Origin of the sequence: Streptomyces sp. NBC_00448 (genome assembly GCF_036014115.1) — a bacterium.
Taxonomy (GTDB): domain Bacteria; phylum Actinomycetota; class Actinomycetes; order Streptomycetales; family Streptomycetaceae; genus Actinacidiphila.
The window spans coordinates 9,360,931-9,380,783 of sequence record NZ_CP107913.1; the positions used below are offsets into that span (position 1 = coordinate 9,360,931).

General features: G+C 73.6%; 16 protein-coding genes and 1 pseudogene. 9 read left to right on the top strand and 8 right to left on the bottom strand.

Going from position 1 to position 19,853, the window contains the following annotated elements; translation table 11 throughout:
- The first annotated feature begins 49 nt into the window (after positions 1-49).
- Positions 50-1,033, top strand: coding sequence for a magnesium and cobalt transport protein CorA (locus tag OG370_RS40205; protein WP_328473300.1), 984 nt, complete (start codon positions 50-52; stop codon positions 1,031-1,033).
- A gap of 94 nt (positions 1,034-1,127) precedes the next feature.
- Here OG370_RS40205 and OG370_RS40210 read toward each other — a convergent pair whose 3' ends face one another.
- From OG370_RS40210 to OG370_RS40220, 3 genes are all read right to left on the bottom strand, one after another.
- Positions 1,128-3,500, bottom strand: a complete 2,373-nt coding sequence (locus tag OG370_RS40210; protein ID WP_328473302.1) for a glycoside hydrolase family 65 protein — start codon at positions 3,498-3,500, stop codon at positions 1,128-1,130.
- On the bottom strand, positions 3,497-4,240 hold the full coding sequence (locus OG370_RS40215; RefSeq protein WP_328474858.1) for an HAD family hydrolase: 744 nt from the start codon (positions 4,238-4,240) through the stop codon (positions 3,497-3,499). Before OG370_RS40215 ends, OG370_RS40210 begins: the two co-directional genes overlap by 4 nt.
- Positions 4,241-4,358: 118 nt before the next feature.
- Complete coding sequence (locus tag OG370_RS40220) at positions 4,359-5,024, bottom strand: NAD(P)H-binding protein (RefSeq protein ID WP_328473304.1); 666 nt, start codon at positions 5,022-5,024, stop codon at positions 4,359-4,361.
- 331 nt (positions 5,025-5,355) lie between these two features.
- On the opposite strand from OG370_RS40220, the gene OG370_RS40225 reads away from it, so the two are divergent.
- Positions 5,356-6,645: an alpha/beta hydrolase gene (locus OG370_RS40225; RefSeq protein ID WP_328473306.1), complete on the top strand. Its 1,290-nt coding sequence runs from the start codon at positions 5,356-5,358 to the stop codon at positions 6,643-6,645.
- 104 nt (positions 6,646-6,749) lie between these two features.
- Positions 6,750-7,151 (top strand): DUF3592 domain-containing protein, encoded by a 402-nt coding sequence (locus OG370_RS40230; protein WP_328473308.1) that lies wholly within the window; start codon positions 6,750-6,752, stop codon positions 7,149-7,151.
- 119 nt (positions 7,152-7,270) lie between these two features.
- On the opposite strand, the gene OG370_RS40235 is transcribed toward OG370_RS40230, so the two are convergent.
- Positions 7,271-8,293, bottom strand: coding sequence for an alpha/beta hydrolase family protein (locus OG370_RS40235; protein WP_443060828.1), 1,023 nt, complete (start codon positions 8,291-8,293; stop codon positions 7,271-7,273).
- 288 nt (positions 8,294-8,581) lie between these two features.
- Here OG370_RS40235 and OG370_RS40240 point away from each other — a divergent pair, with 288 nt between their 5' ends.
- Positions 8,582-9,178, top strand: a complete 597-nt coding sequence (locus OG370_RS40240; protein WP_328474862.1) for a TetR/AcrR family transcriptional regulator — start codon at positions 8,582-8,584, stop codon at positions 9,176-9,178.
- A gap of 216 nt (positions 9,179-9,394) precedes the next feature.
- On the opposite strand, the gene OG370_RS40245 is transcribed toward OG370_RS40240, so the two are convergent.
- Positions 9,395-9,865, bottom strand: a complete 471-nt coding sequence (locus OG370_RS40245) for a MarR family winged helix-turn-helix transcriptional regulator (protein WP_328473314.1) — start codon at positions 9,863-9,865, stop codon at positions 9,395-9,397.
- A gap of 123 nt (positions 9,866-9,988) precedes the next feature.
- Here OG370_RS40245 and OG370_RS40250 point away from each other — a divergent pair.
- Positions 9,989-11,212 (top strand): annotated as a pseudogene (locus OG370_RS40250) (MFS transporter); the annotation flags it as partial.
- Between the two features lie 38 nt (positions 11,213-11,250).
- Here OG370_RS40250 and OG370_RS40255 read toward each other — a convergent pair.
- From OG370_RS40255 to OG370_RS40265, 3 genes are all read right to left on the bottom strand, one after another.
- Entirely contained in the window at positions 11,251-11,670 is a 420-nt protein-coding gene (locus OG370_RS40255; RefSeq protein WP_328474864.1) for a GNAT family N-acetyltransferase, read from the bottom strand.
- 313 nt (positions 11,671-11,983) lie between these two features.
- Positions 11,984-12,388, bottom strand: coding sequence for a DUF2795 domain-containing protein (locus OG370_RS40260; RefSeq protein WP_328473316.1), 405 nt, complete (start codon positions 12,386-12,388; stop codon positions 11,984-11,986).
- 267 nt (positions 12,389-12,655) lie between these two features.
- Positions 12,656-13,414: a G1 family glutamic endopeptidase gene (locus tag OG370_RS40265; protein ID WP_328473318.1), complete on the bottom strand. Its 759-nt coding sequence runs from the start codon at positions 13,412-13,414 to the stop codon at positions 12,656-12,658.
- 399 nt (positions 13,415-13,813) lie between these two features.
- Between OG370_RS40265 and OG370_RS40270 the strand changes: the two genes are divergently transcribed.
- The 4 genes from OG370_RS40270 (at position 13,814) to OG370_RS40285 (ending at position 19,847) form a co-directional block, all read left to right on the top strand.
- Positions 13,814-14,644 carry a hypothetical protein gene (locus OG370_RS40270; RefSeq protein ID WP_328473320.1) on the top strand — a complete coding sequence of 277 codons (831 nt, stop codon included), beginning with the start codon at positions 13,814-13,816 and terminating at the stop codon, positions 14,642-14,644.
- Positions 14,645-14,784: 140 nt separating this feature from the next.
- Entirely contained in the window at positions 14,785-15,087 is a 303-nt protein-coding gene (locus OG370_RS40275) for an antibiotic biosynthesis monooxygenase family protein (RefSeq protein ID WP_328473322.1), read from the top strand.
- Between the two features lie 46 nt (positions 15,088-15,133).
- A complete protein-coding gene (locus OG370_RS40280; protein ID WP_328473324.1) occupies positions 15,134-15,886 on the top strand; it encodes a helix-turn-helix transcriptional regulator in 753 nt (250 codons plus the stop codon).
- A 397-nt stretch (positions 15,887-16,283) separates the two neighbouring features.
- On the top strand, positions 16,284-19,847 hold the full coding sequence (locus tag OG370_RS40285; RefSeq protein WP_328473325.1) for a DNA polymerase III subunit alpha: 3,564 nt from the start codon (positions 16,284-16,286) through the stop codon (positions 19,845-19,847).
- Positions 19,848-19,853: the final 6 nt, after the last annotated feature.

Sequence of the window (19,853 nt, forward strand, 5' to 3'; positions counted from 1 at the left end):
CAGGCCCGTGGGTGATAGATCCGCGGGCCGCCGAGGAAGGAATGTGCACGTGATCGTCGACTGCGCCATCTACCAGGACGGCCGCCGCACCCATACCCCGGACGACCTGTCCGACGCGCTGGACCAGGCCCGCGCGCAGGGCGACTCCTTCGTGTGGGTCGGCGTGCACGACCCGACCGAGGCCGAGTTCGCCGGCATCGCCGCGGAGTTCGGGCTGCACCCGCTGGCGGTCGAGGACGTGCTCAAGGCCCATCAGCGGCCCAAGCTGGAGATCTACCCCGACGCGCTGTTCGCCGTGGTCCGGCCGCTGCGCTACCACGACGACAGCGGCACGGTCAGCGCCAGCGAGCTGATGGTCTTCATCGGCGACGCGTTCGTGGTGACCGTCCGGCACGGCGAGGCCGCCACGGCCGCCGAGGTGCGCGCCGGGCTGGAGGACAGGCCGTCGGTGCTCAAGCACGGCCCGGTCGCGGTGCTCTACGCGATCTGCGACAGCGTCGTGGACGACTACCTCGAGGTCGCCGCGGAGCTCCAGGTGGACCTGGAGGAGCTGGAGGAGAAGGTGTTCGCGCCGATCGGCGGCGACTCGGCGCGCGTCGCCGCGACGATCTACGAGTTCAAGCGGCAGGTGATGGAGTTCCGGCGGGCCAGCGGCCCGCTCGCCGAGCCGATGGCGCGGATGGCCGCGGGCGGGATGCCGTACACCCCCCGGCGTACCCAGCCGTTCTTCCGCGACGTCGCCGACCACCTCACCCGGGTCGCCGACGCCGGGGAGTCCCTGGACCGGCTGCTGTCCGACATCCTCGCCGCGCACCTCACCCAGGTCGGCGTGCGGCAGAACGACGACATGCGCAAGATCTCCGCCTGGGCGGCCATGGCCGCGGTGCCCACGATGATCGCCGGGATCTACGGGATGAACTTCCACCACATGCCGGAACTGCGCCAGGTCTGGGGCTATCCGGCGGTGCTCGCACTGATGGTCACGGTCGTCCTGGTGCTCTACCGGCTCTTCAAGCGCCGCGGCTGGCTGTGACAGCGGGGGTGGGGACCACGCACCCCCGGCCCCACCCTTGCCCGCCGAGGCCGCCACGTCAGCGGCCAGCGGCCCCGGCACCTGCTGACGGCCCCTACTTCTGCGGCCCCGGCGCCTGCTTGCGGCGCCTCGGCGCGCGCCCCGGCGGCTGCCTCGGCGGCTCGCGGTGGGTGATCCCCGGCAGGTCCTGCACCACCGGCCGCTCGGTGGTGAGCGTGAACGGCTTCTCGTAGTGCAGGATCTCGATCGGCGCGCCGTCGGCGAGGGAGTACGTCGCCGAGGTCCGCTTCACCTCCACCCGCAGCCGCCGGCCGCGGAAGTCCAGCCGGAAGGCGATCCTGCTGAGCGCGTCCGGCAGCCGCGGCGCGAACCGGATCGAGTCCCCGTTGAACAGCCGCATCCCGCCGAACCCGGCCACCAGCGCCGTCCAGGTGCCCGCCAGCGCCGCGATGTGCAGACCGTCGCGGGCGTTGTTCTCCAGGTCCTCCAGGTCCATCATCGCCGACTCGCCCAGGTAGTCGTAGGCGAGCTGGAGGTGCCCGACCTCCGCCGCGATCACCGACTGGCAGTACGCCGACAGCGACGAGTCCCGCACCGTCAGCGGTTCGTAGTAGGCGAAGCCGCGCGCCTTCTCCTCGGCGGTGAAGGCGTCCCCGCGCAGGTACATCGCCAGTACCAGGTCGGCCTGCTTGACCACCTGCTTGCGGTACAGGTCGAAGTACGGGTAGTGCAGCAGCAGCGGGTAGCGATCGGGGTCGGCGCTCTCGAAGTCCCAGCGCTGGTGCCGGGTGAAACCGGCGGACTGCTCGTGCACCCGCAGGTCCTTGTCGAAGGGCACCGTCATCGCCGAGGCCGCGTCCCGCCAGGCGGCGGTCTCCTCGTCGGTGATCTCCAGCGCGGCGGCGTGCCGCGGATGGCGCTCGGCGGCGTCGGCGGCGGCCACCAGGTTCGCCTGCGCCATCAGGTTGGTGTACACGTTGTCGTCGCAGACCGCGCTGTACTCGTCGGGCCCGGTCACGCCGTCGATGTGGAAGGCGCCCGAGTGGTCGTGGTGGCCGAGCGACCGCCACAGCCGGGCGGTCTCCGTGAGGATTTCCAGCCCGGTCTCGGCCTCGAACTCGTCGTCGCCGGTGGTCGCGACGTAGCGCACCACCGCGTCGGCGATGTCCGCGTTCACATGGAAGGCGGCGGTGCCGGCCGGCCAGTAGCTCGACGCCTCGTCGCCGTTGATGGTGCGCCAGGGGAACGTGGCGCCGGCCAGGCCGAGTTGGGCGGCCCGCTCGCGCGCGGCCGGCAGCGTGTTGTGCCGCCACCGCAGCACCTCGGAGGCGGCCTGCGGCGCGGTGAACGTCAGCAGCGGCAGCACGAACGTCTCCGCGTCCCAGAACGTGTGCCCGTCGTAGCCGGAGCCGGTCAGGCCCTTGGCGGGGATCGCCCGCTGCTCGGCGCGGGCGGCGGTCTGCAGCACGTGGAACAGCGCGAAGCGGACCGCCTGCTGGATCTCGGTGTCGCCGTCGACCTCGACGTCGGCCCGCTCCCAGAAGTCGTCCAGGTACTCGCGCTGCTGGTCCAGCAGGCCCTGCCAGCCGGTGTCGCGCGCGCCCACCAGCGCCGCGTCGGCCTGGTCGCGCAGCGCGGGCAGCGAGCGCGTCGCCGACCAGCCGTAGGCGACGAACTTCTCCAGCCGCAGCCGCTCGCCCTTCTCCAGCACGGCGGTGACGGTCAGCCGGCTGATGTCGTCCCCGGACTCCGAGGAGATCTGGGTGGTGGCCCGCGGCCCGTCCACCCGGTGGTCGGCGGCCGCCGCGACCCGCAGCTCGCTGCGGGTGGTGGAGTGGATCAGCCCCAGCCGGGTGCCGCCGGCGAAGTGCTCCTCGGAGACCAGCGGCGACTCCAGCGCCGCCGCCACCCGCGGGTCGCCGGTGGCCCGCGGGATCTCCTCGTTGGCCGCCAGCTCCGACTGCACCACCACCCGCACCTGCTCGTCCAGCGGCTCCACCTCGTAGGAGATCGTCGCCACCGCGCGCTGCCGGAAGGAGATCATCCGCACCGAGCGCACCCGCACCGCCCGCCCGGCCGGCGACACCCACACGCACTCGCGGCGCAGCACCCCGGCCCGCATGTCCAGCTCGCGCACGTGCGAGCGGGTGGTGCCGTACCGCAGGTCGAACGGCTCGTCGTCCACCAGCAGCCGGATCAGCTTGCCGTTGGTGACGTTGATGACGGTCTGGCCGGACTCCGGGTAGCCGAAGCCGGCCTCCGCGTACGGTAGCGGGTGCAGTTCGTGCAGGCCGTTGAGGTACGACCCCGGCAGGCCGTTCGGCTCGCCCTCGTCGAGGTTGCCGCGCCAGCCGATGTGCCCGTTGGACAGGGCGAAGACCGACTCGCTCTGCGGCAGCAGTTCCAGGTTCAGTTCGCACTCGCGCAGTGACCACGGCGCGACCTCGTAGGCGGGATCGGTGATCACGCGCTCCTCCCGATCAGGTCGGCCAGATCCTTCACCACGGTGTCGGCGCCGTGCTTGCGCAGCTCGTCGGCCTGCCCGACCCGGTCCACGCCGACCACGTACCCGAAGCTGCCCTCCCGCCCGGCGTCCATCCCGACCAGCGCGTCCTCGAAGACCGCCGCCTGACCGGGGTCGAAGCCGAGCTGCTGGGCCGCGGCCAGGTAGGTGTCGGGCTTCGGCTTGCCGCGCAGCCCCTGGTCCTTGGCGGTCACGCCGTCCACCCGCACGTCCATCAGGTGCTCGATGCCCGCGGAGACCAGCACGTCGCGGGTGTTCGCGCTGGAGGACACCACCGCGGTGCGCAGCCCCGCCGCGCGTACCGCCGTCACGTAGCGCACCGAGCCCTCGTACGCGGTCACGCCGTCGGTGCGGATCTTCTCCAGCACCAGGTCGTTCTTGCGGTTGCCGAGGCCGTGCACGGTGAGCGCCGACGGCGGGTCGTCGTCGTCGCCCTCGGGCAGTTCGATGTCGCGCGAGGCGAGGAAGGTCCGCACCCCGTCCGCGCGGGGCCGGCCGTCGACGTAGGTGTCGTAGTCCGCGGTGCTGTCGAACGGCCGGAAACCGTCGCCGTCCCGGTCGTGCAGGAAGGCGTCGAACATCTCCTTCCAGGCCGCGGCATGCACCAGCGCCGTCGGCGTCAGCACACCGTCGAGGTCGAAGAGGCAGGCACGTACTCTGCTCGGAAGGCCGATCTGCGTCATGCGCACCATGTGCCCCCATCCGGCGGTCGGCATGCCCGCTCCGGGCGAAGTCCCCCCGGCTCGCCGAACGGCCCGCCGCCCCGGGCCCGGGCGCGCCGAAACCGCCCGGAGCGGCAGGTCAGCCGCCGAGCCGGTTGATCTCCGGACTGTGCAGCACGTGCGGCCCCTGCCCGTCGAGCCGCGCCACCGCCAGCATCGCCCGGCCGAGCGCCTGCGTGGTCGTCACGTGCTTCGGCGCCACCCGGCGCAGCACCGGGTACAGCCGCGACGTCGCCTTGTACATCACGCGGTACCAGCCGGTGCGGGACCGCTCGCCGTGCAGCGGCTGAATCCAGCCGGGCCGGAACATGTACGCCCGCATGTCCATCGCCAGCAGCGCGTTCTCGGTGCGCCCCTTGACCAGGGCCCAGCCCGAGCGGCCCTGCTCGGTGCTGTCGGTGCCCTCGCCGGAGACGTAGGTGAAGGTCAGCTCCGGGCGGCCGGCCGCGACCGTACGGGCGGCGGCGAGCGTGCAGTCGTAGGTGATCCGGGTGTAGTCCTGCTGGCTGTGTCCGGCCGCCGACACGCCCAGGCAGTAGAAGCAGGCGTCCGCGCCCGACAGTTCCCCGGCGACCGCCGAGAAGTCGGTGAAGTCGTCGTGGAAGACCTGCCGCAGCTTCGGGTCGGCGCGCTTCAGCGGGCTGCGGGCGACCGCGACCACCTCCGTCACGTCCGGGTCGAGCAGGCACTCCCGCAGGACGCCCTGCCCGACCATCCCCGAGGCACCGAAGAGGATCACCTTCATCGCCGGCCGTCGCCGCCTTCCGTCCGTCCCGCACCCGCCGTCGGCGGCCGCGCGGATCGCGCGGCGCCATCGGACAGTGTGCCGCACTCGGCGCCGCGGCGATCTTGCCGCTCCGTCAGGCGCCCTCCGTGGTCCGCCTTCGGGTTAACCCCCGGGCGAGGTACCGGCCTGCCGGATGGGGCGGCGGCGATCACCGCGCGAAGCTGGGGGAGGAGCCGCGCCGCGGGCAGGACCCGCGCCGACCCGCACGACCCGCACCGATCTGTACGTGCCCGCACGCATCCGTACGACCCGCACGCGCACAACAGCCGTACGACATCAGGGAGTCACCGTGCCCACTCGCCGCGCCACCGTTCTGTCGGCCGCCGCCGTCCTGCTCGCCGTCCCCGCGCGGGCGGTGGCGGCGCCGGGGCCCCGATCCGCACCGGGCACCGCGGGTGCGGGCGGATCGGCCGACGAGAGCGAGGCCGACGGCCGGCTGCGGCTGAAGCTGCCCGCGCCGAGCGGTCCCCACCCGGTCGGCACCCTGGCGCTGCGGCTGGTCGACACCTCACGCCCGGACCCGTGGACCGGCGGACCGTATCGCGAGCTGATGGTGAGCGTCCGTTACCCGGCTCGCGCGATCCGCGGGTTCGCCGCCGCCCCGCAGATGCTGCCCGGGGAGGCGGCCGGCTGGACCGAGCTGAACAGCCTCTCCGACATCCCCGCGGACCGGGTGGACTGGGCCGCCACCCGCACCCACGCGCACCAGGGCGCGCCGGCCGCGGTGGGGCCGTACCCGGTCGTGCTCTACTCGCCGGGCGCCGGCGACCCCCGCTCGCTGGGCAGCGTGCTGTGCGACGACCTCGCCTCGCGCGGCCACGTCGTCGTCATGGTCGACCACACCTACGACGCCTCCGCCGTCGAGTTCCCCGGCGGCCGGGTCGAACGCACGCTGCTGCCCGCGGAGTTCGCCAAGGCCGTACCCGATCCCGCGCACCCCGACCCGGTGAAGATCGCGGCGCTGCTGGAGAAGGTCGTCGCGGTGCGCGTCGCGGACGTCCGCTTCGTCCTCGACACGCTGCCCGGCGCGCTGCCGGCGCCGCTGCGCGCGGTGGCGGACTTCGCCCGGGTCGGGGCCTTCGGCCAGTCCGCGGGCGGCTTCACCGCGCTCCAGGCCATGCACGACGACCGGCGCATCCACGCGGCCGCCGACTTCGACGGCGTCACCTCCTACGTCCAGGACGACGACCAGGACGGCTTCCCGTCCACCCTCACCACCGACGGGCTGGACCGGCCCTTCCTGCTGGTCGGCAAGGACGGCAACACCCCCGGCACGGTGCCCTGCTGGGGCGAGCTGGTCCGGCACAGCCACGGCTGGCACCGCGCGCTCACGCTGCACGGCGCCGCGCACGGCACGTACACCGACGCGGTCGTCCTGGTGCCGCAGATCACCCGCCGGCTCGACCTGCCGCGCGCCACCCTCACCGAGAACGTCGGCACGATCGCCACCCGGCGCGCCGTCACCGCCGACCGGACGCTGCTCGCCGCGTTCTTCGGCCGCTTCCTGAGCGACCGTGACGACCACGGCCTGCTCGACGGCCCCTCGCCGCGCCTGCCAGAGGTCCGCTTCGCCTCCTGACCGCGGGCTGAACGGGCTGAACGGGCCGGCCCGCCGTGCGGATCGGTGTGCGCGGCGGGCCGGAACCCTGGCGTCCGCCGGCCGGTTCCCGCCAGGATGGCGCCATGTTCTTCACGGTTCTCGCCTCGGCGGGCCTCGTCGTCGGAATCGGCGCCGCCGTCAAGGCGGTCAAAGACGAGGCCGCCTTCCTCCGGGTCCGCCGCCGGGGCATAGAAGTCCAGGCCGACGTCGTGGACAACGACGCGAGCCCCGTCGGCAACCGGAACACGTACTTCCTCACCCCGGTCGTCCGCTACCGCCTCAACGGCCGCTCCTACACGGCCGCGTTGTGCAACCCCAACGGCGCACCCGGCGGTGTCGGCGGCGGCATGACCGTCCTGGTCCACCCCGACCATCCGTACGCGCCCTACGACCGCTACGGCGGGATGGGCACCCAGTCCCGCAACCTTCTGCTGCTCTTCGCCCTCACGGTCGCGGACTTCGCGCTGATGCTCGCCCTCCGCTGAAGCCCGGACCGTCCGGTTGCCCTGGGGCTGCGGTTCGCGACGGTCGCTGATGGGCCCTCGCTCGTCGCGGAGGCCGGGCGGGGCGGGGGCCTTGGAGCCGCGGGGAGAGGTCGGGGCCGTCAGGGACGGGAGGACGACTTGGACTCGATGCGGCCCAACGGGCTTGTGCTGTCGGCCAGTTCCTTGCGGACCGCGGTCCAGCCGGTGTCGTCGAGGCCGAGGGTGTGGCGGAGGTAGGCGGTGGTGGCGCGCTGGATCAGGGCGAGCCGGCCGGGGTGCTCGTCCGTGGTCTCCCTGGCCTCGTAGCCGGGGACGCCGCCGAGCGAGTGCTCCGCGCCGAACAGGGTGAGCAGGCTCTTGTCGCCCGGGCTCAGGACGTACGGGTCGGCGAGCCAGTCCGGTCCGCGGACGGTCATCGGGGAGTCGTCCCGGTCCCCGGCGACGACGAGAGCCGGGGCCGTCATGTGCGTGAAGTCCGCGTTCATGAACGGGTAGTTCTCGGCGGCGAACGCCGACAGGTCGGCGCCGCCCCGTCCGGCCGTGGCGAGCAGCACGCCCGCCCGCACCCGCGGGTCCGACAGGTCCTCGCCGGTGCCGCTGCCCGGGTCGAGGACGCGCAGCCCCAGCAGGTTCCCCGCGGTCTGGCCGCCGAAGGAGTGCCCGGCCGCGGCGACACGGCTCCGGTCGACCCGCCCGCCGAGCCCGGGAACGGCGGCTTCCAGCAGGTCGAGCCGGTCGAGGACGCGCTTCACGTCCGCCACCCGGTGCCGCCATATCCGCGGGGTACGGGGATCGTCGGCGGGAAGGCCCACGGTCCGCGAGTCGAGGTGGGTGGGTTGCACCACCACGAAGCCGTGCGCGGCCCAGAAGTCGGTCAGCGGGCCGTAGCCATCAGCCGACGAGCCGAAACCGTGCGAGAAGACGACGACCGGCAGGTCCCGCCCGGACACCGGCGCGGTCACCCGCACCCGCAGGTCCTCGCCGCGGTCCGGCGCGTCCAGCACGATCGGCTTCACCGAGACGATCCGCGGCGGGCGCGCGCCGCCGGCTGCTTCGACGCTCGTCGGGTGGGCGAGGTCGCTGCGTGTCGGGGCAGCGCTCGTCCGGTCGGGGTTTGTCGGGTCGGGATCGGAATGCGTCATGGCGGGGTTTCCTCTCGGATGCGGTGGACGCCGGCGGGGTCCGCGGGAGGCGGGGTGCCTCAGGCCGGCGGGGTCGGGTCGTACGGGCGAGCGGCGGCCGCGCGGTATCGGGGCGCGGGTGCCCCGCCCGGTCCGGCGCGTACGCCGTTACGTGCGGTCGGCGGCGCGCCCGGGTTGGTCGCCGGCGCCCGGATCTGCCATCATGGATAAACGGGACACCGTCCCGATTGACGATACGGGACGCTGTCCCGGTTAGCAAACCCCGTAAGCGGAGAGAGGGTGAGCGCGATGGGCGAGGGCGACCAGGGCGAGGGCGCGGGGCGCGCGGCGGCCCGGCCCAAGCGGGCGGACGCGCGGCGCAACGAGGAGAACCTGCTCGACGCGGCCGCCGCGGTCTTCGTCACCTCGGGCGTCGAGGCGCCGCTGCGCGACATCGCGGCGAAGGCCGGCGTCGGCACGGCCACGATCTACCGCCACTTCCCGACCCGGGCGGACCTCATCGTCGCCGTGTACCGGCACCAGGTCGAGGCCCTCGCGGACGCGGGCCCGGCCCTGCTGGAGTCCGCCGCAACACCGCACGCCGCGCTGGGCCGATGGATCGACCTCTTCGTCGACTTCCTGGTCACCAAGCTCGGACTCGCCGCCGTGCTCCAGTCCGACGACCCCTGCTTCGACCCGCTGCACGCCTACTTCCTCGACCGGCTCCTGCCGGTGTGCACCGAGATGCTCGACGCCGCGGCCGCCGCCGGCGAGATCCGCCCCGACGTGGACTCCTACGAGCTGCTGCGCGGCGTCGCGAGCCTGTGCGTGGGGGCCGGCGGTCCCCGCTACGACACCCGCCGGCTGGTCGAGTTCCTCATCGCGGGGCTGCGCCGGCCGAGCTGAGTGCCGGGAGGGCGCGGCGCGGTCGGCGCGCTGCGGGGGCGTTCGTGGTTCCGGCGGTGCGCCGTCCGGCGGTTCGGCATCCGGGGCCGAGCCGTACGCGGGTGAGCCGTGCGCGGGCTGAGCCGTCGACCCGTGCACGGGTCGAGCCGTACGTGAGCCGGCCGTATGCGAGCTGCGCCGTACGCGCTGCGCCCTACGCGGCGGTCGGCGCGAAGGTCAGGGTCGGACCGCCGTCGGGCGGCGGATCTCCTCCACGGCGGTGACCAGCGGCGCGAGCTGCGGGTCGGCCGCGGCGTGGTCGAGCGCTTCGCGCAGGGCCGCGTTGTTGGTGGGGCGGGCCGCCGCGAGCAGGTCGCGGCCGGCCGGGGTGACGTCGGTGTAGATGCCGCGCCGGTCGGTCGGGCACAGGTAGCGGGAGAGCAGCCCGCGCTCCTCCAGCCGCGTCACCAGGCGGGTGGTCGCGGACTGGCTGAGCACCACCGCGTCGGCGACCTGCTTCATCTGGAGGTGGCCGCCGTCGCCGTCGTGCTGCCGGCTGAGCACGTCGAGCAGCGAGAACTCGCGCACGCTCAGGCCGTGGCCGGACTGCAGGGCCCGCTCGATGTGCGCCTCGATACGGCCGTGCAGCAAGGACAGCGCGCACCAGCTGTCGGCCAGGGCGGTCAGTGCCGGGTCGGTGGCGGTCATACCGACATCATAGCGCGCTTGCAGATAACCAGCGCGTGCAAGTATTGTGGGCGCCTGATAACCGCGCATGCCTGCTAGTCGGCGGGGTGTGCCGCCCTGCCCTCCCCTTCGAAAGGCCCTTCCATGCCCCTCGCGCTCCTGGCCCTCGCCATCGGGGCCTTCGGCATCGGCACCACCGAGTTCGTCGTCGTCGGCCTGCTCCCGCAGATCGCCGGCGACTACGGCGTCTCCGTGCCCACCGCGGGCCTGCTCGTCACCGGGTACGCGCTCGGTGTCGTCGCGGGCGCCCCTCTGATGACCGCGCTGGGCACGAAGGTCTCCCGCAAACGGATGCTGATCCTGCTGATGGGGCTGTTCGTGGTCGGCAACCTGGTCTCCGCGGTCGCGCCGGTGCTCGCGGTGATGCTCGTCGGCCGGGTGATCGCCTCCCTCGCACACGGCGCGTTCTTCGGCATCGGCTCGGTGGTGGCCTCGGAACTGGTCGCCCCGCACAAGCGGGCCGGCGCGATCGCCATGATGTTCACCGGGCTGACGGTCGCCAACGTCGTCGGGGTGCCGCTCGGCACCTTCGTCGGGCAGAGCGCGGGCTGGCGGATCACGTTCGTGCTGGTCGCCGGGCTCGGCGTGCTCGGGCTGCTCGGCGTGGTGAAGCTCGTCCCCGACCTGCCCAGGCCCGAGGGCGTGCGGCTGCGGCACGAGGTCGCGGTGCTGCGCAAGCCGCAGGTGCTGCTCGCCATGGCGATGACCGTGCTCGGCTTCGGCGGGGTGTTCGCCGCCATCACCTACCTCGCGCCGATGATGACCGACGTCACCGGGTACGCCGACGGCTCGGTGACCTGGCTGCTGGTGCTGTTCGGGCTCGGCATGGTCGCGGGCAACCTGGTCGGCGGCCGGTTCGCCGACCGGCACCTGATGCCGATGCTGTTCACGGCGCTCGGCGCGCTCGGCGTCGTACTGGCCGCGTTCACCGTCACCGCGCACGACAAGACCGCCGCCGCGGTGACCGTCTTCCTGATCGGCGCGCTCGGCTTCGCCACGGTGCCGCCGCTGCAGAAGCGGGTGCTGGACCAGGCGTCCGGCGCACCCACCCTCGCCTCGGCGCTCAACATCGGCGCCTTCAACCTCGGCAACGCGCTCGCCGCGTGGCTGGGCGGACTGGTCATCTCGGCCGGCCACTCCTACACCGCGGCGAACTGGGTCGGCGCGGCGCTCACCGCCGGGGCGCTGGTCCTGGCGCTGATCTCCGCCGCACTGGAGCGCGGGCAGCGCACCACGGCCGGGCGGAGCCGTAGGGTGACCGGCCGCAGGGTGGCGGGGTCCGAGGCCGCGCCGGAGTCCGTGGCGGCGCAGGAATCCGTGGCGGTACGGCCGGGGGCGGACGCCGGTCAGGCCCCGGCGCGGCCGGAGACGTCGAGCGACAGCGCCGTGGAGTGGGCCGCGAACCCCAACTCCCGGTAAAGGTGCTCGGCTTCGGGCGTGGCGTGCAGGTCCACCCGTGTCACGCCGTGCGCCGCGAACCAGTCGAGCAGCGCCTCGGTCACCGCCCCCGCGTAGCCGCGCCCGCGGTACTCCGGATCGGTGCACACGTTGAAGATGAAGCCGAACCGGCCGGCGGGCGACGACGGCGAGGGCAGCCGCTGCTCGACGGTGCCCACCGCGCACGCGGCCAGCCCGGCACCCTGGTCGGCGTCCACCACGAACACCCCGGTCGCCGGGTCGGGGACGGCCAGTTGCCCGGCCAGCAGCCGCCGCGCCTCGGCCTCCCACGGCCCGGGCGCGTCGGTCCCGGTCATCGCCGCGAACATCACCCGCCGCAGCCGCACCACCTCGGCCACGTCCCCGTGGCCACCGTTCCGTACCGCGACAGGGACGGCCTCGCATGTCGTGCGCGCCCCAGCGGCGGGCGCCGGCTCACCGGTCACACCGCGAATCTAGCGATCCGGATGCGCCGGTGGGACGGCGGCCCTCGGGGGTGGAGGGGCGGCCCGCTCGCGGACGGGAGCCCCGGTCCGTGGAGGGGGCGCCGATCTTGCTGGCGCCAGCCCTCGTCCCTGGCAGGGGAACCCGTTTCCGGAGGGGCGCCCTGATTCCGGGGGAGCGGCGGGGCGGGCGGGCCGCTCAGTCGCGGCGGTCCTCGGTCCCGTAGCCCAGGGCCTGCACGACGGCCTGGACGTTCGGGTAGATCTCGTCCGGGGGAAGGCCGGCCACCCGCTCGACGAGCGTGTCCGGTGCCTGGTGGCGGTGGAGCGCGCCGAGCAGGGCGCTGCGGCGGGCCGGGTAGACGCTGCGGTCGAGATGCCTGGCCAGGTCGCTGCGCACGTAGACGCCCTGCGGCGTCATCCCGGCCGGTGCGGCGCCACCGCGGGCGGGCGCGGTGAGGGTCGGGTCCTGGTCGGAGGGCTGGGGCTCGGCGAGTTCCTCGCCGGCCTGCACCGCCCGGTTCGCCTTCAGCGCGACCTGCGTCTCCCTCTTCAGTTCGTCGTCACGGGCGAAGCCGGTCTTGTTGGTTCCCTGGTCCGTCATGCGGCGATGGCCTCCCTTGTCGATCGCCGGGCCGCGCGGCACATCCACCGCGCCCCCGGCCGGGGCTTGGCTTCATCGGGTACCCGACCGTCACGTCCCGAAACCACCCCTGCCGCATCCGCCCCTGCCGCCACCCGTCCCCGCTGTCGCCCGCCCCTGCCGCCACTCGGCCCGGGCGCCACTCGGCCCCGCCCGGGGCAGGTCCGGGCGGGGCCGAGGGGGTCAGCCGGCCGCCGTCCTCACGGATGCGGCCCTACGACGTCGCGGTCAGCTGTGCTTCCAGGTCACCGTGAAGTTCTCGCTCGACGACAGCGCCGAGGTGGTCGCCTTCGTGGTGCTGCCCGAGGCCATGTTGATCTGGTCGGGCGAGAAGCTGCCTATCGGCTGGCCGTTGGCGGTGGCGTTGGTGAACGACGCCGTGCCGAAGTTCGCCAGCGGGAGCACGCCGGTGGAGCTGGACGGCGCCTCGGCGATGATCTCGGCGGACGCGTTGGACAGGCCGCTCTGCGACTTGGTGGTGGTCTTCGTCCACCCCTGGGTGGTGTCGGAGAGCGTGAGCGTGTACTTGGTCCCGCTGACGCTGACCGTCGAGGTGAAGTGGTCGCCCGCCTTCACGGTGTTGCTGTAGTTCACCGGGTACGCCGGGTACATCTCGTACCAGGCGTAGTACTGGGGGCTGCCGCCCGAGCAGTCGCCCTCGCTGCCGGTCTGCTCCACCGAGTTGCTGCCGTCGCCGTCCAGGCCGATCCAGAACGACGAGTAGGCCGTCGAGCCGGAGCAGCTGACCGCCGGCTGCACCCAGCTGGACGAGACACTGCTGAAGGTCTGTCCGGTGGCCGCGTAGCCGGCCCAGTTGGAGCTGGTGCTGTGCTCGATGCGGCCGTCGGGGCCGATGACACGGTGGCTGCCGACCGGCGCCTGGAATACCGTGGGGGCGGCGCTCGCCACGGCCGGGGCGGTGGCCAGTGCGGACAGGACCGCCGCGCTGACGGCTGTTGCGGCGGTGAAGCGCTTGGTTGCCGACATGCTGCTCCTTCTCGCGGATCTCGCGGTGCAGGCGTGTAACCAGCGGCGGTCAGTGGGGTTAGCGTGCCGCCAGTGATTGACAGTGTGCAGACAATCACCGACGGGGAGGCACCCGTTCGTGCCAACGATCGGCAAAGACCGCGCCAAGTGCGCCTCGGGAAAAGGGGAGTTTGGCGTCATGTCGGGGCAATTCGCCTCACCGGGCGGGGAGATGACGACCCGGAAACGGACGGCCCGCCTCCGCTCCGGCCGCTCCCTGCGAGGACCTCACCGCCGCAGTACGCGAGCGTCCCTCGGAGGCGGTCTCGATCGGTTTGATCGGTAGGGTGGTTGCCGTGACGGCGAGGGCGGAACGGCCGGCCCTGGACGGGTAGCAGCCAGAGGAGAGTGAGCTTCACGTTGTCCGCCGAAGAAGACCCGGTCCGGGAGCAGGTGAAGCCCCTGCTCGAACGCTTCAGGTCCGATATCGAAGCGGTGGTGCCCCTGGTCGCCCTCTGGGCGCACGGATCGCTGGCCCTGGGGGACTACCAGGTGGGACGCAGCGATCTCGATCTGGTGGCGCTGGTCGGCGCGGCACCCACCGACGCGCAGCAGGAGGAACTGCGGTCCGTCCATGGACGTTTGGTCGCCGATGTCCCCCTGGCCCGGACCCTGCACTGCACCTACGTGCCCAAGGGGGCGGAGTCCGATCCGGCGCGGGCGCATCCGACCTGGGCTCAGGGCGAGTGGTTCGAGCGTCCGGTCACCCCTGTGAGCCGACGCGAACTTGCCCTGGGAGCAACGGTCTTGAGTGGGCCGCCGCCGGGCGGCCTGCTGCCCGAGGTGAGCGACCAGGAGCTCGCCGGCTTCGTCCGTGCCGAGTTGGCGGACTACTGGCTGCGTGTGACGGGCGACGCCAAGGCCGCGCTGTGGCTCCAGGACATCTGGGTGGACCTGGGAATGCTGACCTTCGCGAGGGCATCGGTGACCCTGCGCGACGGCCGGCTGGTCACCAAGCGCGAAGCCCTCGAAGAACTGCGCTCCCTGGGAGCGCCGGCGGAGGTCGTCGACGACATCCGTCGACGCAGATACCGGACGGACCGCCTGGCGGACCCGTCCGCGTCCGCCGGCTGGCCGGCCCGACGCGCGGAACTGGCCCGGGAGTTCGTCCGCACCGGGATCACCCGCCTCCTGGCGCACCAAGGAGGCCCGCCACCGAAACCGTCCGCGGACACGGGTCCTGCGCGTTGATCCCGCCGGCCGGGCGAAGAGCGGGCGTGTCCGCTGGGAGCGTGAACGGGTCCGGCTGACAGAGGCGGGCCGGGCGCGTGCTGCCGGAGGATCGGGGCCATCCGACCCGCGGCCGTCGCCGCCTTGCCAAGGAGATCCCCGTGTTCATCGCGATCCTCGATTTCAGGACTGCCGCCACCGACCGGCCCGCTGTCCTCGCCCGATTCGACGGGGAGGCTCATCGGGTACGCGCCATGCCGGGCAACATCGCCTTCCGGGTCTACGCCGCGCGTGAGGACGACGTCGCAGTCGCCGTGGTCCACGAGTGGGACGACGAGGCGTCGTTCGCCGACTACCTGAGGTCGGACTCCTTCGCCCGACTGAGCGACGCGATTCGGCCGATGATGACCGGAGCACCGGTGAGTCGGCGCTTTCGCGCCGACTTGCTGGAGACGGTGGCGTGACCGGCGGCGCGACGGACTCCTGGGATCGGGCTGTGCGAGGCTGTCGATGACCCGGAGGGCGTACGCCTTCGTCCGCACGTTCGCGCCGGAGTTCGCTCGCGACCTGTGTGCGGACCGCCATTACCTGCTCTGCGCCTCCGCCGGAACCCTCCGGCTGGAGGCGCAGGGCCAGGCATGGCTGCTGCCGCCGGCGCGGGCCGCCCTGATCGAGGCGGGCCGGCATATCCGGGTGAGCATCCCACGGCCGGTCACGACCGCGTCGGTCCTGTTCGACACCCGATTCGCTCCGGCCCCGCCGGCACCCTTGACCGTGTTCGACCTCAACCCGCTGGCCCGCGCACTGCTGACCGAGTGCCGCACGTGGGGCGAGTGCGACGAGCCCCTCACGGTGTACGCGGAGACGCTGTTCGCCGCGCTCGCCGCGGTGACCTGGCGGCTCGCCGAGCAGCCGAGCCCGGTCGCCGTCCCGGCGGGCCGATCACCGGAGCTTCGCCGGGCCCTCGAGCTGACCGAGCGGCGGCTCGGCGGTGAGCTCCGTTTCGAGGACGTGGCGGACGAAGTCGGCCTCGCGCCGCGGTCGCTGGCACGGCGCTTCGAGGAGGAGACCGGCATGACCTGGCGGGCTGTCCTGCGCCGGATGCGGGTCCTGGGTGCGATCGAGGAACTCGCCGCGGGTGACACCCCGGTGACCAAGATCGCATTCATGGTCGGATACACCTCGCTCTCGGCGTTCAACGCCGCATTCAGGGAGCTGACCGGCCGCACGCCGACGGAGTACCGGGCCAGCTTTCGGCCCTGACCGGACGAGGGTCTGTCGATCGAGCGGGCAGCGGGAGCGGGAGCCGGAGCACGCCGGGCTCCCGCTCTTCGCGTCCGGCGAGCCGATGTGTCCGGCGAGCCGATGCGGCCGGGCGCCGCTCGTACGGCGGTATCGACCTCAGCGGCATCGACCTCGGCGGGGGAGGCCCGGGTGGCCCCGCGGGTGCCGGGTGCGTCGCGGGGGTGGCTGCCGATGCGGCCGGGCGCCGCCCCTGATCGGTCAACTCGCTTGTGTGCGGGCCGAGTCGTGGGTTGCCGGCGGGCCGGGTCGCTGACCTGGGGAAATCGCGTTACCCTAATCGAACGAACGTGCGAACAAGGGTTTCGGCCGGGTCGGCCGGAGCGCGCTGAGAGGGGCGGAGTGATGGAGGTGCGCGGTGGTGGGCTTCGCCCATCTGCACGTCGCGTCCGGTTACTCGCCCCGGTACGGCGCCTCGCACCCCGAGCAGCTGGTGGCGCGGGCGGCGGAGCGCGGGATGGACACCCTCGCGGTGACCGACCGGGACACCGTGACCGGCGTGGTGCGGTTCGCCCAGGCGTGCGCGGCGAGCGGGGTGCGCCCGGTGTTCGGCGTGGACGTGGCCGTGGAACCGCTGGTGCCGCCTGCCCCCGGGCGGCGCGGTCCGGCGCCGGCGCGCGGCGGCGCGCACGTGGTCGAGCCGGGGCTGCGGGTCGTGCTGCTGGCGCAGGACCGGGCCGGCTGGGCGCGGCTGTGCCGGCTGGTGTCGGCCGCGCACGCCGCCGTGCCGCGCGGCGGGAGCCCGGTGGTGTCGTGGGAGGCGCTGCGTATGTACGGCGGGCCGGGGCTGGTCGTACTGCTGGGGCCGGTCTCGGAGCCGGTGCGGGCGCTGTCGGCGGGGCGGGAGGACGTGGCGGTGCGGTTGCTGGGGCCGTGGCGGGAGGTGTTCGGGCCGGGGGTGCGGATGGAGGCGGTCTGGCACGGGCGGGGCGGTACGGGCCCGGGGTCGTTGCGGCTGGCCGCCCGTACGGTGGCGCTCGCCGACCGGACCGGGACCACCGCCGTCCTGACCAATGCGGTCCGGTACGCCGACCCGGGACAGCACCGGCTGGCCGATGTCCTGGACGCGGCGCGGCTGCTGCGGCCGATCGACCGGCGGCGGCTGGATTCGGGGGAGCGGTGGCTGAAGGACCCGGCCGCGATGTCCCACGCCGCGCGCGAGATCGCCCGGTGCGCGGGCGGCGACGGGCGGCGTGCCGAGCTGCTGCTGGCGGACACGGCCGCGACCGCGGACTCCTGCCGGATCGACCCGGTGGCGGACCTGGGCCTGGGCGTGGCGCACTTCCCCGAGGCGCGGGTGGTGGGCGCCGGCGACGGGCCGGGGGGCGCGGCGGCCGCGCTGCGGGAGCGGTGCGAGGCCGGCCTGGCCGACCGCGGCCTGGACCGCGACCGCGCGGCCCGTGCGCGGCTGGAGCAGGAACTGGAGGTCATCGGCCGGCTCGGCTACGACGCGTACTTCCTCGCGGTCGGCCAGGCCGTCGCCGACATCCGGGCCCTGGGCATCCGGGTGGCCGCCCGCGGCTCGGGCGCCGGTTCGCTGGTCTGCCACGCGCTGCGGATCGCCACCGCCAACCCGCTCCAGCACCGGCTGCTGTTCGAGCGGTTCCTGTCGGTACGGCGGGCCGGGCTGCCGGACATCGACATCGACGTGGAGAGCGCGCGACGGCTGGAGGCGTACGACGCGATCATCGACCGGTTCGGGACCGAGCGGGTCGCGGTCACCGCGATGCCCGAGACGTACCGGGCCCGGCACGCGCTTCGGGACACCGGTCTCGCCCTGGGCATCGCACCCGGCGAGGTGGACCGGATCGCGAAGTCGTTCCCGCACCTGAGGGCGGGTGACGTCACCGGCGCGCTCGCCGAGCTGCCCGAGTTGCGGGCGCTGGCGGCGCAGGCGGCGACGGGACGGTTCGGGCCGCTGTTCGAGCTGGCCGAGGGGCTGGACGCGCTGGTGCGGGGCATGGCGATGCACCCGTGCGGGGTCATCATCAGCGACGGCACCCTGCTGGACCGGCTGCCGGTGCAGCCCACCCCGGCCGACCGGTATCCGATGGTGCAGGCCGCCAAGGAGGAGGTGGAGGCGCTCGGGCTGATCAAGCTGGACGTGCTGGGGGTGCGGATGCAGTCCGCGATGGCGCACGCCGTGCAGGAGGTGGCGCGCGTCACGGGCGAGCACATCGACCTCGACGACGGCGCGCAGGTCCCGCTGGACGACTTCTTCGCCTTCAAGCTCATCCAGAACAGCGACACCCTCGGCATGTTCCAGCTCGAATCACCGGGCCAGCAGGACCTGTTGTCGCGTCTGCAGCCGCGCGACCCGCAGGACGTCATCGCCGACATCTCGCTGTTCCGCCCCGGGCCGGTGGCCGGCGGGATGCCCGAGCGGTACATCGCCGCCCGCCACGGCGGCGATCCCGCCTACCCGCACCCGCACCTCGAACCCGTCCTGGCCGACACCTACGGCGTGACGATCTGGCACGAGCAGATCATCATGACGCTCGCGGTCATGACCGGCTGCGACTACGCACTCGCCGAGATCGCCCGCCGCGCGCTGGCCGACCGGGCGCGGCTGCCGAAGCTCCGGACCTGGTTCCACCAGCGGGCCGCCGCCCGCGGCTACACCCAGCCCGTACGCGACACGGTCTGGCAGACCGTGGAGGCGTTCGGCGCGTACGGGTTCTGCCGCGCGCACGCCGTCGCCTTCGCCGTACCGGCCCTGCAGTCGGCGTGGCTGAAGGCCCACCATCCGGCCGCGCTGTACGCGGGCCTGCTGGAGCACGACCCGGGCATGTGGCCCAAACGCGTCATCGTGTCCGACGCCCGCCGGCATGACGTGCCGGTGCTGCCCGTCGACGTCAACCGCTCCCGGCTCCAGCACACGGTCGAACCGGTCGAGCCCGTCGAGCCGATCGAGCCGATCGAGCCGATCGAGCAAGGTGTACGGGCCGCGCCCGGCGCTCCGGCCGGGCCGGGCCGCTTCGGCGTGCGGCTCGCGCTGAGCGCGGTACGCGGCATCACCGAAGCGGAGACCGAGCGGATCACGGCGGGTCAGCCGTACACCTCCCTGTCCGACTTCTGGCAGCGCGCCCGCCCGTCCCGGCCGCTGGCCGAACACCTCGCCGAGATCGGCGCGTTGGACGCTCTGCACGACGGGCGGCTGACCCGCAGGGACCTGCTGCTGCAGATCACCGAACTGCACCGCCAGACCCGCAACCGCACCACCAGCGACGGCCAGGTCCCGCTCACCACCGATCCGGTGGGCGGCGCCGAACCCAGCGGGCTGCGCGAGATGACCGGTCGGGAAGCCCTCGGCGCGGAGCTCCACGTCCTGGGCATCGACGTGTCCCAGCACCTCATGGAGTACCACCACCGGCTGCTGCGCGAGATCGGCGCCGTCGATGCCGCGCACCTCGCCCGTGTACGGCCCGGCCGTCAGGTCCTGGTCGCCGGCGTCAAAGCCTCCACGCAGACCCCGCCCATCGCCTCGGGCAAGCGCATCATCTTCGCCACCCTCGAAGACGGCTCCGGCCTGGTCGACCTCGCGTTCTTCGAGGACTCCCACGAAGCCTGCGCCCACACCGTCTTCCACTCCGCGCTGCTCCTGGTCCGCGGTACCGTCCAGGTCCGCGGCGGGCGCCGCACCATCGTCGGCACCATGGCCTGGGACCTGGACCACCTCGCCGCCACCCGTCGCGACCACGGCCCCAAGGCCGCCCTGGACCTCCTCGGCGCCGGTCCCCACCCCACACCGACCCCGCCCACCGGGCCCGCACCGGCCGGCGAACCCGCCGACGACGGCCGGACGCTGACCAACGGCACCGCGGGCGCGCGCCTGCACCCCTACGCCGACCTCCAACCCGCCGGCACCCGCGCCGCCGACCTGCGCCGCCTCGGCCACCGCAGTCCCGGCAGCGCCGGATGACCCCCG

Coding starts and splice junctions, on each gene's coding strand:
- OG370_RS40215 (WP_328474858.1), bottom strand. CDS start 4,240: ATGACGCAGATCGGCCTTCCGAGCAGAGTACGTGCCTGCCTCTTCGAC.
- OG370_RS40220 (WP_328473304.1), bottom strand. CDS start 5,024: ATGAAGGTGATCCTCTTCGGTGCCTCGGGGATGGTCGGGCAGGGCGTC.
- OG370_RS40230 (WP_328473308.1), top strand. CDS start 6,750: ATGTTCTTCACGGTTCTCGCCTCGGCGGGCCTCGTCGTCGGAATCGGC.
- OG370_RS40235 (WP_443060828.1), bottom strand. CDS start 8,293: ATGACGCATTCCGATCCCGACCCGACAAACCCCGACCGGACGAGCGCT.
- OG370_RS40240 (WP_328474862.1), top strand. CDS start 8,582: ATGGGCGAGGGCGACCAGGGCGAGGGCGCGGGGCGCGCGGCGGCCCGG.
- OG370_RS40245 (WP_328473314.1), bottom strand. CDS start 9,865: ATGACCGCCACCGACCCGGCACTGACCGCCCTGGCCGACAGCTGGTGC.
- OG370_RS40255 (WP_328474864.1), bottom strand. CDS start 11,670: ATGTTCGCGGCGATGACCGGGACCGACGCGCCCGGGCCGTGGGAGGCC.
- OG370_RS40260 (WP_328473316.1), bottom strand. CDS start 12,388: ATGACGGACCAGGGAACCAACAAGACCGGCTTCGCCCGTGACGACGAA.
- OG370_RS40265 (WP_328473318.1), bottom strand. CDS start 13,414: ATGTCGGCAACCAAGCGCTTCACCGCCGCAACAGCCGTCAGCGCGGCG.
- OG370_RS40280 (WP_328473324.1), top strand. CDS start 15,134: ATGACCCGGAGGGCGTACGCCTTCGTCCGCACGTTCGCGCCGGAGTTC.